Source organism: Bradyrhizobium iriomotense (assembly GCF_030160715.1).
Taxonomy (GTDB): Bacteria; Pseudomonadota; Alphaproteobacteria; order Rhizobiales; family Xanthobacteraceae; genus Bradyrhizobium; species Bradyrhizobium iriomotense.
The window spans coordinates 152,920-169,586 of sequence record NZ_BSOW01000003.1; the positions used below are offsets into that span (position 1 = coordinate 152,920).

14 protein-coding genes are annotated in these 16,667 nt (G+C 65.6%); 6 read left to right on the top strand and 8 right to left on the bottom strand.

Annotated features, from left to right (window positions below; all coding sequences use genetic code 11):
• Nucleotides 1-6 precede the first annotated feature (6 nt).
• From QQL28_RS05225 to QQL28_RS05255, 7 genes are all read right to left on the bottom strand, one after another.
• Nucleotides 7-840 (bottom strand): phosphoenolpyruvate hydrolase family protein, encoded by an 834-nt coding sequence (locus QQL28_RS05225; protein ID WP_284261906.1) that lies wholly within the window; start codon nt 838-840, stop codon nt 7-9.
• A 3-nt stretch (nt 841-843) separates the two neighbouring features.
• The gene (locus tag QQL28_RS05230; protein WP_284261908.1) at nt 844-3,060 is read right to left on the bottom strand and encodes an ABC transporter permease; all 2,217 of its coding nucleotides are present in this window, start codon (nt 3,058-3,060) and stop codon (nt 844-846) included.
• A complete protein-coding gene (locus QQL28_RS05235) occupies nt 3,053-3,835 on the bottom strand; it encodes an ABC transporter ATP-binding protein (protein WP_284261910.1) in 783 nt (260 codons plus the stop codon). The genes QQL28_RS05230 and QQL28_RS05235 overlap by 8 nt, the downstream gene beginning before the upstream one ends.
• Nucleotides 3,828-4,931, bottom strand: a complete 1,104-nt coding sequence (locus QQL28_RS05240) for a branched-chain amino acid ABC transporter permease (RefSeq protein ID WP_284261913.1) — start codon at nt 4,929-4,931, stop codon at nt 3,828-3,830. Before QQL28_RS05240 ends, QQL28_RS05235 begins: the two co-directional genes overlap by 8 nt.
• A gap of 1 nt (nt 4,932) precedes the next feature.
• Complete coding sequence (locus QQL28_RS05245; protein ID WP_284261915.1) at nt 4,933-5,943, bottom strand: branched-chain amino acid ABC transporter permease; 1,011 nt, start codon at nt 5,941-5,943, stop codon at nt 4,933-4,935.
• A gap of 194 nt (nt 5,944-6,137) precedes the next feature.
• Nucleotides 6,138-6,965: a helix-turn-helix domain-containing protein gene (locus QQL28_RS05250; RefSeq protein WP_284261917.1), complete on the bottom strand. Its 828-nt coding sequence runs from the start codon at nt 6,963-6,965 to the stop codon at nt 6,138-6,140.
• 127 nt (nt 6,966-7,092) lie between these two features.
• Entirely contained in the window at nt 7,093-8,343 is a 1,251-nt protein-coding gene (locus tag QQL28_RS05255) for an ABC transporter substrate-binding protein (protein ID WP_284261919.1), read from the bottom strand.
• A 306-nt stretch (nt 8,344-8,649) separates the two neighbouring features.
• On the opposite strand from QQL28_RS05255, the gene QQL28_RS05260 reads away from it, so the two are divergent.
• Nucleotides 8,650-9,840, top strand: a complete 1,191-nt coding sequence (locus tag QQL28_RS05260; protein ID WP_431309577.1) for a fumarylacetoacetate hydrolase family protein — start codon at nt 8,650-8,652, stop codon at nt 9,838-9,840.
• Between the two features lie 24 nt (nt 9,841-9,864).
• Here the strand turns inward: QQL28_RS05260 and QQL28_RS05265 are convergent, their stop codons facing one another.
• Nucleotides 9,865-11,130, bottom strand: coding sequence for an FAD-dependent oxidoreductase (locus QQL28_RS05265; RefSeq protein ID WP_284261921.1), 1,266 nt, complete (start codon nt 11,128-11,130; stop codon nt 9,865-9,867).
• 165 nt (nt 11,131-11,295) lie between these two features.
• On the opposite strand from QQL28_RS05265, the gene ytfQ reads away from it, so the two are divergent.
• The 5 genes from ytfQ (at nt 11,296) to QQL28_RS05290 (ending at nt 16,667) form a co-directional block, all read left to right on the top strand.
• Nucleotides 11,296-12,261 carry a galactofuranose ABC transporter, galactofuranose-binding protein YtfQ gene (gene ytfQ / locus QQL28_RS05270; RefSeq protein WP_284261923.1) on the top strand — a complete coding sequence of 322 codons (966 nt, stop codon included), beginning with the start codon at nt 11,296-11,298 and terminating at the stop codon, nt 12,259-12,261.
• 128 nt (nt 12,262-12,389) lie between these two features.
• Entirely contained in the window at nt 12,390-13,934 is a 1,545-nt protein-coding gene (locus QQL28_RS05275; protein ID WP_284261925.1) for a sugar ABC transporter ATP-binding protein, read from the top strand.
• Nucleotides 13,931-14,923, top strand: a complete 993-nt coding sequence (locus QQL28_RS05280; RefSeq protein WP_284261927.1) for an ABC transporter permease — start codon at nt 13,931-13,933, stop codon at nt 14,921-14,923. The genes QQL28_RS05275 and QQL28_RS05280 overlap by 4 nt, the downstream gene beginning before the upstream one ends.
• Complete coding sequence (gene yjfF, locus QQL28_RS05285) at nt 14,920-15,900, top strand: galactofuranose ABC transporter, permease protein YjfF (RefSeq protein WP_284261930.1); 981 nt, start codon at nt 14,920-14,922, stop codon at nt 15,898-15,900. Before QQL28_RS05280 ends, yjfF begins: the two co-directional genes overlap by 4 nt.
• Nucleotides 15,897-16,667, top strand: a complete 771-nt coding sequence (locus QQL28_RS05290; protein ID WP_284261932.1) for a FadR/GntR family transcriptional regulator — start codon at nt 15,897-15,899, stop codon at nt 16,665-16,667. Before yjfF ends, QQL28_RS05290 begins: the two co-directional genes overlap by 4 nt.

The window sequence follows — 16,667 nt, forward strand, 5'->3', positions numbered from 1 at the left end:
CAGGCGTCAACGCGCGCCGATCGCCTTGAATTTGCGTACCTGGTCCGTCAGTGCCCGCTCCACGGGCAGGCGCTCCATCGAGGAGGCTCCGTAGAAGCCGTGGCAGTAGCGGGTGTTCTTCATGATGAAATCGGCATCCGCGGGATCCGCGATCGGACCTCCGTGGGCGAGCACCAGAATGTCCGGATTGACGCTGAGCGCGGCTGAGGCCCAGGTGTCGATGTGCGCCGGGCAATCGGCAAGCTTCGGTGCGGTCTGCGCTCCGATTGTGCCGCCCGTCGTGAGCCCCAGGTGACAGACGATGATGTCGGCGCCCGCGATCGCCATCGCGGCGGCTTCCTTCTCGCTGAAGACGTAAGGCGTCGTCAGCATGTCCTTCTCACGCGCCCTGGCGATCATGTCGATCTCCAGCGCGTAGGACATGCCGGTCTCCTCCAGATTGGCGCGGAATATCCCGTCGATCAGGCCAACCGTCGGAAAGTTCTGCACGCCGGCAAAGCCGAGCGCCTTGAGCTGGTCGAGGAAGACGTCCATGTCGCGGAACGGATCGGTGCCGTTGACGCCGGCGAGCACCGGCGTCTTGCTGACCACGGGCAGCACTTCGGTGGCCATCTCCAGCACGATGGCGTTGGCATCGCCGTAGGCCATGAGGCCCGCAAGCGATCCGCGACCGGCCATGCGATAGCGGCCGGAATTGTAGATGACGATGAGATCGACACCGCCGGCCTCTTCGCACTTGGCGGAGAGACCCGTGCCGGCGCCGCCGCCGACGATCGGCTCGCCGCGCTTTGCCATCTCGCGAAATCGCTTCAGCAGTGCAGCCCGTTCAAACCTGGCCATCGGTCACCTCACCATTCTCCGGCGCGCCCCGGTGCGTCCGAACAGGGTTTTGAACGCACTGACGATCGTGGAGGCGAACTCGGGATCGTTGATATTGTTCTTGACGCGGATGAGCTGGCGGTTGCTCGTCTGCCGCACCGTGCGTTCGAGCGCACGGAACAGCGCGGCATCGGCCTCGGGATCCCAGAACGACCGTCCCTGCGCATCCAGCGCGGAGACGCCGCCCTCGGGAATGAAGAACCGCACCGGCCCGTCCATTTGGTTCAGCCGCTCGCCGATCCACCGACCCATGCGCTCGTTCTCGTCCACCGTGGTCCGCATCAGGGTGACCTGCGGATTGTGGACGTGGAATTTGCGGCCGCGATAGCGCTCGGGGATGGTGTCGGGCGCGCCGAAATTGACCATGTCGAGTGCGCCCACGGAGCCGACATAGGGTACGCGGCTGCGGATGATTGCGCCAAAGCGATCTTCGGTCGCCGGAAACACGCCGCCCATCAAGAGATCGCAGACCTCCGTCGTCGTGAGATCGATGACGCCGGCCAGCTGGCCGGACTCGACCAGCTTCTCCATGGAGCGTCCGCCGACGCCGGTGGCGTGGAAGACGAGGCATTCGAAGTCCTCGCGCAGATCGGCCGCGATCTTCTGCACCGCCGGCGTGGTCACGCCGAACATGGTGATGCCGACCGCGGGCAGGCTGGCGGCGGCAGTGCGCTCCTTCGCCTCGCGCTGATCGAGACGCGCCTTGACCATGCCGGCAAGCGCGTTGGCGCCGTTGGCGAGCACCGCGCGCGAGATCGAGTTGAGGCCCTGCACGTCGGTGACCGAATACATCATGGTGATGTCGGCCGGCCCGACATAGGGGCCGACGTCGCCGGAGGCGACCGAGGAGATGATCAGTTTGGGCACGCCGACGGGGAGGGCGCGCATGCCGGGTGCAACCAGCGAGGCGCCGCCCGAACCTCCTGCCGAGATCACGCCGGCGACGTTGCGCTGGCGACGGAGCCAGTTGGCGAAGGCGTCGGCCATCGCGGTCACGGCAACCCCGCGGTCGGGGCCGAACACGGCCGATCCGCCACGGCCGTGGTTCAGCGCGATCTCCTGCGCGGAGACGTCGCAGCTCGTGTGCTTGCCGCCGGTCGAGACGTCGACGAGCCGCGTGCGCAGGCCGCTTTCCGCGATGATGTCGCGGATGAAGCGAAGTTCCGTGCCCTTGGTGTCGAGCGTGCCGACGACCAGCACGACCGGCGGTCCGGCGGTTTGCGCCGCGACCGGCTCGCGCTTGCGCCGCGCGGTCTCGTCGAGACGCGCCACCTGCGTCGAGAGCGTGCGCGCTGCGGCCTCGATGCGGGCGATCGGCACGGGCTGCGACCAGCGCGTCGGCGGCGTCGGGTTGGAGATGTAGATGCGGATCGGACCGCTCGGACGCGCAGGTTGCTGGGCTGGTTTTGTCTCACTGCCGGCCGCGGGTGCATCGACATCAGCCTCGAGCCCGGCGTGCAGCCCGACGCCCAGCAGGCGCTGCTGCAAGTCGCGGTCGGCGGCAAGGCGCGACGAGTCGATGATCCGATTGATCCGGCCGTTGACCATGATCGCGACGTTGCGTGAGACCGCGGTGGCGACGCCGATGTTCTGCTCGATCACGAGCACCGACATGTCGCCGTCCTCGCCGAGGCGCAGCAGCATCTCCTCGACCTGGGCGACGATGACGGGCGCAAGGCCCTCGGTCGGCTCGTCCATGATCAGGAGCTGCGGATTGGTGAGAAGCGCACGCGAGATAGCGAGCATCTGCTGCTCGCCGCCCGAGAGCTGGCCGCCACCATGGTCCTTGCGCTCGGCGAGACGCGGAAACGTGTCGTAGATGCGCTCGACGGTCCAGGCGCCACTGCGGATGCCGCCGGCAAGCCGCAGATGCTCGTCGACGCTGAGCGAGCGCCAGAGGCGGCGTCCCTGCGGCACATAGCCGACGCCGAGCCGCGCGATATGCGCCGGCGGCCGCCGCGTGATGTCTTCGCCGCGAATGCGGATCGAGCCGCCGCTCACGGGCACAAGCCCCATGATGGCCTTGCACAGCGTGGTCTTGCCCATGCCGTTGCGGCCGACGACGGAGAACACGCTCGCGTCGAGCGAGAGGTCGACGCCTTGCAGCGCATGCGAATGCCCATAGTAGACGTCGAGGCCTTTGACCTCGAGCGCGGCTGCGGTGCGGCGGACCTCAGTCATGGCCGCCTCCGAGATAAAGCTCCTGAACCTCGGGGTCGGACTGGATCTCCTGCGGCAGGCCTTCCTTGAAGATGCGTCCGTTGTGCATCATCGTGACGCTCTCGACGACGCGCAGCGCCACGTCCATGTCGTGCTCGATGATGATGTAGCCGATATGGGCGGGTAGGGAGGTCAGGATCTCGATCAGCTCGAGCCGCTCGGCCGGCGACAGGCCCGCCGCCGGTTCGTCGAACAGCACGAAGCGCGGCGCGCCGGCCAGCGCCAGCGCGATCTCGAGCTGGCGCTGCTGGCCATGCGCGAGCTCGGCGACGCGCCGGTCCTTCACGGCGTTGAGATGCACCGCCTGCACGAGATTGTCGGCGGCATGCATCAGCGCATCGTTCTGGCTGGGGCGCAGGAGCGAGAAGCGCCCGCGCGAGACGCCGCGGCAGGCGAGATAGACATTGTCCTGCACGGTGAGGCCGGGGAACAGCGCGGAGATCTGGTAGGTCCGCCGCAGGCCGCGGCGGATCCGCTCATAGGGTGGGAAGTGCGTGATGTCCTCGCCGAAGAAGCGAATGGTGCCGGAGGAGGGCGGGAAGTCGCCGGTGATGCAGTTGAACAGCGTGGTCTTGCCGGCACCGTTTGAGCCGAGCACGGCGCGACGCTCGCCGGGGCGGACGGTGATGGTGACGTCGGTCAGCGCAGCGAGCGCGCCGAACAGCCGCGTCACGCCGCGCAGCTCGAGCGCTGCGCCGGCGCCGACGGCCGAGAGGCGATGGGCGACGCTATCCATGACCGGATCCTTGACCAGATCGTTGGCCGCTCCGTCCGATTGGGCGCGTCGGGGTGGCGCGCTGGCGCCAGCGCTGCCAGAGGCCGATCACGCCATCCGACGACCAGAACACGATGGCGAGGAAGCCGAGCCCGATCAGCAGCCGGAAACGGTTGCCGTCGAGCCCGATCTTGACCAGGAAGTCGAGCGCGAAGGTGCGCAGCAGCACGAAGATCAGCGCGCCGATGTAGGGGCCGACAGGCCGCGTGATGCCGCCGACGATCGCAATGATGAGAATGTCGATGCAGGCGCCGACGCTGACCGAGCCCGGGGAGATCTGCCGGTAGTTCCAGACCTGCAATACGCCCGCCAGCGCCGCGACGAAGGACGCAAATGCGTAAGCCGCGACGCGATGGGCATTGACGTTGAAGCCGAGCGCGGCCATGCGGCGCGGATTGTCGCGCACGCCCTGCAAGGCAAGGCCGAACGGCGCGCGCGAGATGTACTCGACCGCGAAATAGCACAGCGCGGCGACGCCGAGCACGATGTAGTAGAAGGGAATGTCGGCACGCCAGTTGATACCCCAGAAGCGCGGCGTGCCGACATTGTTGATGCCGGTGTGACCGTTGAAGATCGCCCAGTTCTGGTTGGTGAAATAGTAGAAGGCCGCCCCGATCGCGAGTGTGATCATGATGGTGTAGATGCCCTCGGTCCGCACCGCGAGCGCGCCGCCGAGCGTGCCGAAGGCGGTGGCGAGCGCGAGCGCCATCGGAACTGCGAGCCACCACGGCCAGCCGAGGCTGATATTGGCGTTGTCGCTGGTTCCGAACACCGCAACCATGTAGGCGGCAAAGCCCGCGATGGTCAGCTGCATCAGGCTGACCATGCCGCCATAGCCGGCGAGGAACATCAGGCTCAGCGCGATGGTGCCGAGGATCAACGTCGTCGCAAAGATCTCGATCAGGAAGAAGCCGTTGGCGATCAGCGGCATGATCAGGAGGATGATCGCGACGATCCAGGCGGCGGGATTGTCGATCCCCGGCCACGCGCGCAATCCGGGCCGCTGCACGCCGGTGGCGGTGCGAACGGAAACGCGTGCGTCGTGGGTGACGGACATGTCAGCGCCTCGCGAGCAGGCCTTGCGGCCGGAGCGCCAGCACCAGCACCATGATCAGGAAGGTCACGACGATCGCATAGGTCGGGATGTAGACCGAGCCGAGCTGCTCAGCGAGGCCGATGATCAGCGCGCCAAGTGCGGCGCCGGGGATTGAGCCCATGCCGCCGACGATCACGACCACGAGGGACGCCAGCAGAAATCGGATATCCTCGCCCGGCGAGAGCGATTGAAACGTGCCGCCGACGACGCCGGCAATGCCGGCAAGTCCGGCGCCGAGCGCAAAGACGAGCACGAACACGATCTGGATGCGCACGCCGGTCGCCGCGAGGATATCGCGGTCGTCGACGCCGGCGCGGATGATCATGCCGATCCGCGTGCGGTTGAGCGCCAGCCACATCGCGATGCCGATCACCACGGAGGCGGCGAAGATCACGAGCCGTACCAGGGGATAGCGCAGATAGACCGGCTCGCCCGAGGATTTGAGCGCCGTGATCAGCGGCAGCTCCACGGGGCCGATCAGCCAGCTCGGGGTCTGGATCTGGTAGAAGTCGCCGCCGCAGGCCCACAGCATCAGATCGGCAAACACGATCGAAAGCCCGATCGTCACCATGGTCTGGCGCAGGTCCTGGCCTTCCATGCGGCGGAAGACGATGACCTGGAGCAGGATGCCGACCAGCGCGGTGAGGATGAAGGCGATGATGAAGCTCAGGATCCACGAGCCGGTCGAGGCGCTGATGGCGTAGCCGACATAGCCGCCGAATAGATAAAGCGAGCCGTGCGCGAGATTGACGTTGCGCATCAGCCCGAAGATCAAGGTGAAGCCGCTCGCGACCAGGAAGTAGAGGCCGCCAAGTGTGATGCCGTTGAAGACGGCGTTGAGGAACACCCGCTTGCGGCCAATCGCCTCCTCGAGCCCCGGCGGCCAGACCGCGAAGATCAACCAGAGCGCCAGCGCAATCGCGATGATGACGATCAGTGCCCAGGCGGGATGGCGTTCGACAAAGCGGGTCATGGCGATCGCTCCACCGCGGAGGCGCCGCGCCGACGATCATCCCGATGCAGGTCAGACAGCCCCGAGCAGGCTGCGTACCACGCCATGGACGTGCATCTCCCTGGGCTCGCGATCCTCTTTTCGGGATCGTGTTCCGCACATCCTAGCGAGGACAGAACGAAGGTGTTTGATCGTCAGTATCTTTTCGCGCGGCTTTACGCGCGCAAAACCTTGGCGGCGCGGCGATAATCGGTCGGGGCCATGCCGACATTGGCGGCGAAGAAGCGGGTGAAACCGCTCTGCGAGGAGAAGCCGAGATCGAAGCCGATGTCGGCGATCGGCGCTTCGCTGGCGACCAGCGCCTCCAGCGCCTGTTCCATGATCAGCGTGTTGAGATAGAGATGCGGGGTGACGCCGGTCTGGGTCCGGAACAGCCGGTAGAAATGTGGCCGCGACAGGCCGGATTCACGCGCGATGGTGTCGAGCTCCATCTCCGCGCCCGGGCTTTCCGACATCAGCTTGATGCATTTGCGCACGCGGAAGTCGGTGACGGCGCCGGCCGCGCGGGCGTCGCGCGCGATCTCGGCCTGCTGCCAGCTTTCGTCGTAGCAGATGTCGATCAGCCGCCGGAGCTCGGAGTCGAGGCTCGAGAGCGAGGGGGCGCCGCACACCAGCGCCGCGGTCCTGCGGATGTGCTTGTCGAGCGCCGGCGTGCGCTTGAATTGGGTGCGGCCGAAGCGCAGCCGGTCGGCGCCTGGCGCATCCGGGGCAAACCACTCGGCGTTGACATAGAGCACGAAGAAGATCGCGCCGGCGTCGAGATCGGAGGGCAGGAAATTGTGCGGTTCCCAGGGATTGACGGCGACGACGGAGGTTTCGTCGAGCTGGAAGCGGTGGTCACAGACATCGATGCAAGCCGACATGCCGCCGACGTGGAAGATCAGATGACCCTCGCGATGCGCATGGATGTTGAAAGGGCGGTTCAACTGATAGACCGTTGCCCGACCGAACCGGCCATGGAAGATGGCGAGCGCCCGGCTCATGCCTTCCCCTCCCGATGTTCTCTTGTTTTGCCGTTAGCGTTCAACAACCGGGGAGAGATTGCAAGGGCGGTGAGATCCGCGCCTCGCAAATCGCTCCCCGGTCGCCGCAGTTGCGAACGTGATTGCGTCAGTACTTCTTACATTCCGGTACTGTACGGCTCGGCAGCCCGATCTTGGCGAACACCGCCGGATCGTAGCCGAGGGTCTGATTCACGTTCGGGATCACCTTCACGACCTTCGAGAACAGCGCGCCCTTGCCGTCATCGACGACCTCGGTCACGAAGTTGGTGCCGATCGCCTGGCGGTTGGAGTCGAGCTTGATCTTGCCGTTCGGTGCGTCGATCTCGAGCTTGGCCAGCGCGGTCTTGAACTTCGACTGATTGTCGCTGAGATCGCCGTTGACCGCACGCAATCCGAGGATCAGCGCCATGGTCGAGCCGTAATAGTTGGTCGCGAGCAGCGACGGGCTCGGGAAGCGCTTGTTCGGCGGGAAGGCGTCCTGGTAGTCCTTCACGAACTTCTGCCAGCCCGGATCCTCCCAGGTGTCGGCCTGGCCGCTCGCCGCCAGCGTGCCGATCAGCGCGTTCTTGGCGTTGCCCTTGGAGGACAGGATGGTCTGGTCGATCATGATCGAGCCGCCCATCAGATGCGCCTTGCCGCCGGCCTGCTGGTACTGGTTGAGGAAGTTGACGGCGTCGGCGCCGCCGAGGCCGAGATAGATCGCATCGACATCGTCGGGCAGCGCGGCGATCACCGAGGCGAAGTCCTTGGTGCCGAGCGGCACCCATTGCCGGTTGGTGACCTGTCCGCCCATGCCGCAGAATTCGAGCACGAGGCCGAACACCTGCGTGTAGATGAAGGAGTAGTCCTCGCCGACCGTCGCGATCTTGCGATAGCCCTTGGTTTCATAGGCGTATTTGCCGAGGCCCACCTGCCACTGCGCGCCGTCCATGTTGTAGCGGAAGAAGTTCGGCGCGGGATCGACATAGGTCGTTTCCTGGGCGCCGGAGGCCGCGTTGATGAAGGTCAGCTCGGGATGGGTTTTCGCAAAATTCTTCACCGCGATGCCTTCGTCGCCGGACAGCGGCGAGAGCAGGATCTGCACCTTGTCCTGCTCGATCAGCTTGCGCACGGCGCGCACGGCGGAGTCGGGCGTTGCGTCGGTCGAGGCGATGATGAATTCGAGTTCCTTGTCGCCGACCTTCTTGCCAAGCACGTTGAGCGCGGTCTGATGGCCGCGGATGCCGTCCTCGCCGAGCACGGTATAGGTGCCTTCGAGAGTTGCGGTGACGCCGACCTTGATCTTCTCCTGAGCCATGGCTGCTCCTGAAAGCAACAGGCTGCTCAGCGCGATAAGTCCCACACTGCCTTTCAACATTGCTCTCCTCCCTGTGTCGTCATTGTTCGCCGGTAGCTTGTTCACACGAGGCTCACGGTTCTTGCATGGAGGCTAACCGAACTCGGATGCAGCGCACGCGTCGGAGCCATGCACGGCTTAACGGGCAGTCTCATTTTGAATGTTGCGTCGCAAATGGTTCCGCGGTGCAATAGGCGACCGCGCGCCGCGTGGTTGAATCGCACGCTGCCCAGTGGCGGAACGCCCGCAAATGGTGTTCTTGGTGCTGGCGAGCGGCGCGCCTGTCGTGCCACGCGGGTGACAACGAAAGAGAAAAGGACCGATGCAATGAAGTCGGAAACGGCCAGGATGACACTGACGGCGACGGATGTTTTGCCGGAGGACGGGACGCGCGGCACGCTGGTTGGCCGCGTCTGGTTGCCGCAGGTCAATGGTCCCGCCGTGGTCGCGGTGCGCAGCGACGGCGTGTTCGACGTCACCGCGCGGTTTCCGACCATCAGCGCGCTCTGCGAGGAGGCCGATCCGGCCAAGGCCGTGCGCGAGACCAAGGGCGAGCGGATCGGCGATCTCGAGGCGATCGCAGCCAATACGCCGCCCGATCAGCGCGACCGGCAAAAACCCTGGCTGCTCGCGCCGGTCGACCTTCAGACCCTCAAGGCCGCCGGCGTGACCTTTGCCATCTCCATGCTGGAGCGCGTGATCGAGGAGAAGGCAAAGGGAAATCCGGCCTCGGCCGAAGCGATCCGGAAAGAAGTGACGCGGCTCATCGGTGACGATCTGTCAAAGCTCAAGCCAGGCTCGGACCAGGCGATGCGGCTGAAGCAGGTGCTGATCGAGCAGAACGCCTGGAGCCAGTATCTCGAGGTCGGCATCGGCCCCGATGCGGAGGTCTTCACCAAGGCGCCGGTGCTGTCGTCGGTCGGCGCCGGCATGGATGCCGGGCTGCATCCGAAATCGACATGGAACAATCCGGAGCCGGAACTGGTGCTGTTCGTCTCGAGCCGCGGCAAGATCGTCGGAGGCGCGCTCGGCAATGACGTGAACCTGCGCGACTTCGAGGGGCGATCGGCGCTGCTGTTGTCGAAGGCCAAGGACAACAACGCCTCCTGCGCCATCGGCCCGCTGCTGCGGCTGTTCGACGACACCTTCTCCCTCGATGACGCGCGCAGGCTGGACATCACCCTCAACGTGAAGGGGCAGGACGGTTTCGTGCTCAACGGCCATTCCTCGATCAGCAAGATCAGCCGCGATCCCACCGATCTCGTCGCGCAGACGATCGGCACCGTCCATCAATATCCTGACGGCTTCGTGCTGTTCCTCGGCACGATGTTCGCGCCGGTCGAGGATCGCGATGCGCCGGGGCAGGGGTTCACCCACAAGCATGACGACATCGTCACCATCGCAGCCCCTGAGCTCGGCAAGCTCACCAACCGCATGCGCACGAGCGATGAATGCGAGCCCTGGAGCTTCGGCATCGGCGCGCTGATGAAGAACCTCGCGCAGCGCAGGCTGCTTTAAGCCCACGACGACATCATCGACTCGTCAGGCGAAAGCCGAATACCGGGACAGTTGGAAGAAAGGCTCGACTTGGTACGTTGGATCGATGGCGAGGCGGGCAAGTTTTTCGCCGATGGCAGGCGCAAACTTCGCGCCGTGACCCGAACAGGGCGAGGCGACGATCAGCCGGGAATTTGGCCATCGATCGATGATGAACTCCTGGCCTTTGTCCGGTCGGTGGTCGGCCGGCGCGGTGTTCGTGTAGAGACAGATATCGCGATCGACGATGGGACCGGCGGCACCCGGGACAAGCTGGGCCAGGGCGTTTCCGACCTGCATTAGTTCGGCATCCGTCGCCGGCCGGTCCCAGTCGTCCGCGTCTACCTTCGGTCCATGATTATGGGGGGCCGCTTTCACGCCACGCTGTTCAAAATCCGGGAAGCCGTACACGATATCGTTGGGTCCCCGCTCCAGAATGAACAGTGGAAAGCGGTCGGGTGACACGCTCTCGGGTCGGGCGGCGCTAAACCAGCCCACCGCCTGCCGCGTCACTTCCAGCATCGGAGCGATCTTGGGCAGGGCGCGGCCCAGCCATGGGCCAAGAGCGAGGATGGCCTGCCGGGCGAAAATGTCCCGGGTCTTGGTGCGCACCAGAACGCCGTCTGGACGACAGTCGATCTGCGCAGCTTCCGGAAACACCCGCTCGTTGGCGCGCGAACGCGTGATCCTCAGGGCGACTTCGGCTTTCAGAATGGCCCCACCGTCCTGCACCACCACATCCCAGTCGGCAGGAAGAGCGAATGCAGGGAATTCCCGATTTGCCGCAGCGGCCGACCAAGCGGGATCCGCATGGCCTTTCGCCAGCGCCGCAGCGCGTGAGGCCGCCACCATCGGCGATCCGGGCCGGCCGGCCTCCAGAACCGGAGACGGTATGAGGATTGTTTCGCCGCTGTCAGACTCCAGCCGCTTCCAGCCTGCAAGGGCTGCGTCACTCAGATCGGTATAGTTGTCATTCTCGAAGTTGAAGCGTCGGAACACCCGACAAGAACCGTGCGAGGAGCCGCGGTTATCGCCGGGGCCAATGGGGTCGAAACCCAGCGCATCGACGCCAGCGCTGAGCAAAGCGTCGAGCGCCGCGCTGCCCATAAGGCCCAGCCCGATCACCGCGACATCGCATGTCTGCATGGCTTCACCTTCGCCTCTGCGCACAACGCTAACGCAGTGGAGAATATAGCGGGCCCCGTCGATAGGCCGCTCCACATTTTCGCGTTCATCTTTTCGTTGCATAGGCACGCAGAATTCGCGTGCCACGAGTGTATGCGAAAATTTTTGTGATCAGTCATATAGTCAAATAATATGACTATACGGAGCTGAGCTTCCGTGAAATAGTCCCTCCCGCCGCCCAGAGGGGCGGTCTAGTAGGTGCCATCATACCAATTGGCATCCGAGATAAACATTTTTTGGGAGACACGCCTGATGACCCTCAAAGCCCTCTTTGCGGCCACCGCCACGGCAGCGCTGCTGCTCGCGTTGCCGGCCAATGCCGGCCAGCTCACCATCGGTTTTTCGCAGATTGGATCGGAATCCGGATGGCGCGCCGCTGAGACTTCGGTCTCCAAGCAGGAAGCGTCCAAGCGCCAGGTCAACCTGAAGATCGCCGACGCCCAGCAGAAGCAGGAGAACCAGATCAAGGCGATCCGCTCCTTCATTGCGCAGAACGTCGACGCGATCTTCCTCGCGCCGGTCGTCTCGACCGGGTGGGACGCGGTGCTGAAGGAGGCCAAGGAGGCCAAGATTCCGGTCGTGCTGCTCGACCGCGACATCGATCCCTCCGGCAAGGAGCTCTATCTGACCGCCGTCACCTCGGACAGCGTGCACGAAGGTGCCGTCGCCGGCGAGTGGCTCGCCAAGACGGTCGGCGAGAAGGCCTGCAACGTCGTCGAATTGCAGGGTACGGTCGGCGCCAGCGTCGCCACCAACCGCAAGAAGGGCTTTGACTCCGTCGTCGCCAAGCATCCGAACCTGAAGGTGGTGCGCAGCCAGACCGGCGACTTCACCCGCGCCAAGGGCAAGGAAGTGATGGAGAGCTTCATCAAGGCCGAAGGCGGCGGCAAGTCGATCTGCGCGGTCTATGCGCATAATGACGACATGATGGTCGGCGCAATCCAGGCGATGAAGGAAGCCGGCCTCAAGCCCGGCAAGGACGTCCTGACCGTCTCGATCGACGCGGTTCCCGACATCTTCAAGGCGATGGCCGCAGGTGAGGCGAACGCCACGGTGGAGCTGACGCCGAACATGGCCGGGCCCGCGCTCGACGTCATCGCCGCCTTCAAGGACAAGGGCACCGTTCCGCCGAAGTGGATCCAGACGGAATCGAAGCTCTATACCGCCTCCGACGATCCGCAGAAGATCTACGACAGCAAGAAGGGTCTCGGTTACTGAGCCCTCCCGTGCGCCACCGCGGCTGACGCATGCTGCGGTGGCGCCACCCCCTTCGAAACTGCTAAGCGTGGTGAATTGGCTGGACGTCCGCAACCCCACAAGCGGACGCCGGCGGGAGTGACGTCGCAATGGAGACCGGCCCGGATTCTGCCCCTTGTCTGCTCGAGGTGCGTGGGATCAGCAAGAGTTTTGGCGCTGTACGTGCGTTGCAGGACGTCGACTTCACGCTTCGTGCCGGCGAGATCCATGCCCTGCTCGGCGAGAACGGCGCGGGCAAGTCCACGCTGATCAAGGTGGTCACCGGGATCTTCCCGCGCGATGCCGGAATCGTTCGGCTCGGCGGCGTCGAGGTCGCGCCGCGATCGTCGAAGGCGGCACTGGAAGCTGGGATCGCCACCGTCTACCAGGAAGTCAATCTGCTGCCCAACCTGTCGGTGGCGCAGAATCTTTTTCTCGACCGGCAGCCGATGCGCTTCGGCATCGTCCGCGAAGGCGAGATGCGCCGGCGGGCAAACGCGCTACTTGCCGGGTTCGGCCTCGACATCGACGTGGCGGCGCCGCTCGGCAGCTACTCTGTCGCGATCCAGCACGTCACCGCGATCGCCCGCGCCGTCGACCTGTCGGCGCGCGTTCTCATTCTCGACGAGCCGACCGCGAGCCTCGACCGCCACGAGGTCGAGATTCTGTTCAAGATCATGCGCCAGCTTGCCGGCCGCGGCATCGGCATCGTCTTCGTCAGCCACTTCCTCGACCAGGTCTACGAAATCTCCGACCGCATCACCGTCCTGCGCAACGGCCGCCTCGTCGGCGAGCGCGAGACCGCATCGCTGCCGCGGCTCGAGCTGATCAGGATGATGCTCGGCCGCGAGCTTGCCGAGACCACCAGCGCACGCGCGTCCGCGGGCGAGCATCAGGCGCGCGGGGTCTGCGCGAGCTTTAAGGGCTACGGCAAGGCCGGCTACGTCGCGCCGTTCGATCTCGAACTGCGCCACGGCGAGGTCGTGGGTCTCGCCGGCCTCCTCGGCTCGGGGCGCACCGAGACGGCGCGGCTGGTGTTCGGCGCCGAGCGCTCCGATCAGGGCCAGGCGAAAGTGGAGGGCGCGCCAGCGCGGCTCCAGACCCCGCGCGACGGCGTCCGCCACGGTTTTGGCTATTGCCCGGAGGAGCGCAAGACCGAAGGTATCGTGGCCGAGCTCACGGTGCGCGAGAACATTGTCTTGGCACTGCAGGCCAAGCGAGGGTTGCACCGGCCGCTGTCGCGCCGCGAGCAGGACGAGATCGCCGCGCGGTATGTCAAAATGCTCGATATTCGTCCGCCCGATCCGGAGCGTCCGGTCGGCCTGTTGTCCGGCGGCAACCAGCAAAAGGTGCTGCTGGCGCGCTGGCTCGCAACCTCGCCGCGGCTCCTGGTGCTGGACGAGCCGACCCGCGGCATCGACGTCGGCGCGCACGCCGAGATCATCCGCCTGATCCGCGAGCTCTGCGACGATGGCCTCGCGCTACTCGTGATCTCCTCCGAGCTCGACGAGATCGTCACCTATTCGGATCGCGTCGTCGTGCTGCGGGATCGCGCCCATGTCGAGGAGTTGCAGGGCGAGGCGATCGACGTCTCCAATATTCTGGCGGCGATTGCCGCCGACGGCAGCACCATCGCGCAGGAGGGCAGGCCGTGACCGCTCTTCTGCCGCGCCGGGGCCTCGCCCAGATATTCGCGCTGATCGTCATCCTGATGGTCGATCGCGCCGTCTCGCCGCAATTCTTCGATCTGCGCTTGCAGGACGGACGGCTGTTCGGCAGCATGATTGACGTGCTCAACCGCGGCACACCGGTGGCGCTGCTCTCGCTCGGCATGGTGCTGGTGATCGCGACGCGCGGCATCGATCTTTCGGTCGGCGCAGTCATGGCGATTTCCGGCGCGATTGCGGCGAGCCTTGCGGACAGTCACGGCCTGCCCGTGGTGCTCGCGGCTGCGCTCGGTGCGGGCCTCGTCTGCGGCCTCTGGAACGGTTTTCTAGTCAGCATCCTCGGCATGCAGCCGATCGTTGCGACGCTGATCCTGATGGTTGCCGGCCGCGGGATCGCCCAGCTGATCACAGAGGGGCGCATTGTGACCTTCACCTCGCCGGATCTGGTCTGGCTCGGCAACGGCGCCATCCTCGGCGTTCCCGTGCCGGTCGCGATTGCCTTGGGGATGCTGATCCTCACCGGCGCCGTGGTGCGCGGCTCGGCGCTCGGTCTCTTGATCGAGGCGACCGGCGGCAATGCGCGCGCGAGCGATCTCGCCGGCGTCGGCACCCGCGCCATGATCTTGGCCGTCTATGTCTGGTGCGGCGTGTGCGCGGCGCTTGCGGGCGTGATCGCCGCGGCCGACATCATGGGGGCTGATGCCAACAATGCCGGCCTGTGGCTCGAGCTCGACGCGATCCTGGCCGTCGTGATCGGCGGAACCTCGCTGTTCGGCGGCCGCTTCAGCCTCTTGCTCGCTGTGCTCGGCGCGCTCATCATCCAGACGATGAACACGGGCATTCTCCTGTCGGGCTATCCCCCGGAATTCAACCTCCTGGTCAAGGCCGTGGTGGTGCTGGCGGTGCTGCTGCTGCAATCGCCGAAGCTGACCGGCATGGCCGGCATCGTGGCGCGTATCCGGGGGACGAAAGCATGAAAGGCCTGCCGCCCGTCCTCATCACGGCCATCGTGCTCGTCGCGGGCTTCGTGCTTTGCGCGCTGCAATTTCCCAACATTGCCTCGACCCGCGTGGTCTGCAATCTCCTGACCGACAACGCCTTCCTCGGCATCGTCGCGACCGGCATGACCTTCGTGATCATCTCGGGCGGCATCGACCTGTCGGTCGGCTCGGTGATCGGCTTCACCACCGTGTTCGTCGCGCTCGCGATCGAGCGCTGGGGCATGCCGCCGCTGGTCGCCTTCGTGGCTATCCTGGCGCTGTCCGCGGCCTTCGGCGCGGCGATGGGCGCCGTCATCCATCTGTTCGATCTGCCGCCGTTCATCGTGACGCTGGCCGGCATGTTCCTCGCGCGCGGCGCGAGCTTCCTGCTCTCCACGGAATCGGTGCCGATCACCGCGCCGATCTATTCGACGGTCTCGGACTTTGCGCTGCGACTGCCGGGCGGCGGGCGACTGACAGCGGTTGCGATCATCATGCTGGTCATCGTGATCGGCGGAGCGCTGCTGCTGCAGCTCACCCGCTTCGGCGCCAATGTCTATGCGCTCGGCGGCAGCCGGATCACGGCGAGCCTGATGGGCGTCGCCGTCGGCAAGATGACGATCCGCATCTACATGCTGTCGAGCCTGCTCGCAGGCATCGCCGGCATCGTCTTCTCCTTCTACACCGGCGCCGGCTATTCGCTCTCGGCCGTCGGTGTCGAGCTCGACACCATCGCGGCGGTGGTGATCGGCGGTACGCTGCTCACCGGCGGGCAGGGCTCGGTGGTCGGAACGTTCCTCGGCGTCCTCATTCAGGGCCTGATCCAGACCTACATCAATTTCGACGGCACGCTGTCGAGCTGGTGGACCAAGATCGCGACCGGCGTTCTGCTGTTTGCCTTCATCGCCTTGCAGCAGGTCATGATCGCGATCGCGCGCCGGCCGGCCGTGAGACCTGCGGGAGCCACGCCATGACCTCGCGCATCGTCGTCATCCCGACGCGGCGGGCCCATTCCAACCATGCGGAAGTGTCCCGCTCGATCGGGGTCGACATCATCGCGGGTCGCTATGCCGAAGGTACGCGGCTGCCTGGCGATGCCGAGCTGACCTCGATGTTCGGCGTCTCGCGGCCGGTGTTGCGCGAGAGCGTGAAGACCCTCGTGGCAAAAGGTCTGCTCACCACCAAGGCGCGGGTCGGCACTGTCGTGCGCGAGCGCGGCGCCTGGAACATGTTCGACGCCGATGTGCTGGCCTGGCATCTCGATGCCGGCATCGACAAACGCTTCCTCAACGACCTCGCCGAGATCCGTCTCGCGGTCGAGCCGCGCGCGGCGATGCTCGCGGCCGCGCGGCGCTCGGAGGAGGACCTCGCCGAGCTGAATCGCAGCATGGATCGCATGCGGCGCGAGGCATCGGATTCGGCAGGCTTCGCCGACGCCGACCTCGCCTTGCACGTTGCGGTCGCGCGCGCGTCGGGCAATCTGTTCATGCGCTCGATCGGCCACGTCATCGAAGCCGCCTTGCGGGCGTCCTTCCTGCTCAGCGCGCCGGTCGAGGTCGAGGATCGCGACACGGTGCTGCTCTGGCACCAGAAGATCGTCGATTCGATCGCGGCGGGTGACACCGAGGCCGCCGCGGCCGCCATGGTCTTCGTCATCCATAATGGCATGAGCCGCCATGAAGGCACGGTGATCGAGACGGCGCCGGCCGAGCCGGCTCCGTCCGCGCAATCTGGAGAATGA

Bases quoted from the DNA above. Each gene is read 5' to 3' on its own strand.
- QQL28_RS05225 (WP_284261906.1), bottom strand. From the start codon at position 840: ATGGCCAGGTTTGAACGGGCTGCACTGCTGAAGCGATTTCGCGAGATG.
- QQL28_RS05230 (WP_284261908.1), bottom strand. From the start codon at position 3,060: ATGACTGAGGTCCGCCGCACCGCAGCCGCGCTCGAGGTCAAAGGCCTC.
- QQL28_RS05235 (WP_284261910.1), bottom strand. From the start codon at position 3,835: ATGGATAGCGTCGCCCATCGCCTCTCGGCCGTCGGCGCCGGCGCAGCG.
- QQL28_RS05240 (WP_284261913.1), bottom strand. From the start codon at position 4,931: ATGTCCGTCACCCACGACGCACGCGTTTCCGTTCGCACCGCCACCGGC.
- QQL28_RS05245 (WP_284261915.1), bottom strand. From the start codon at position 5,943: ATGACCCGCTTTGTCGAACGCCATCCCGCCTGGGCACTGATCGTCATC.
- QQL28_RS05250 (WP_284261917.1), bottom strand. From the start codon at position 6,965: ATGAGCCGGGCGCTCGCCATCTTCCATGGCCGGTTCGGTCGGGCAACG.
- QQL28_RS05255 (WP_284261919.1), bottom strand. From the start codon at position 8,343: ATGTTGAAAGGCAGTGTGGGACTTATCGCGCTGAGCAGCCTGTTGCTT.
- QQL28_RS05260 (WP_431309577.1), top strand. From the start codon at position 8,650: ATGAAGTCGGAAACGGCCAGGATGACACTGACGGCGACGGATGTTTTG.
- ytfQ (WP_284261923.1), top strand. From the start codon at position 11,296: ATGACCCTCAAAGCCCTCTTTGCGGCCACCGCCACGGCAGCGCTGCTG.
- QQL28_RS05275 (WP_284261925.1), top strand. From the start codon at position 12,390: ATGGAGACCGGCCCGGATTCTGCCCCTTGTCTGCTCGAGGTGCGTGGG.
- yjfF (WP_284261930.1), top strand. From the start codon at position 14,920: ATGAAAGGCCTGCCGCCCGTCCTCATCACGGCCATCGTGCTCGTCGCG.
- QQL28_RS05290 (WP_284261932.1), top strand. From the start codon at position 15,897: ATGACCTCGCGCATCGTCGTCATCCCGACGCGGCGGGCCCATTCCAAC.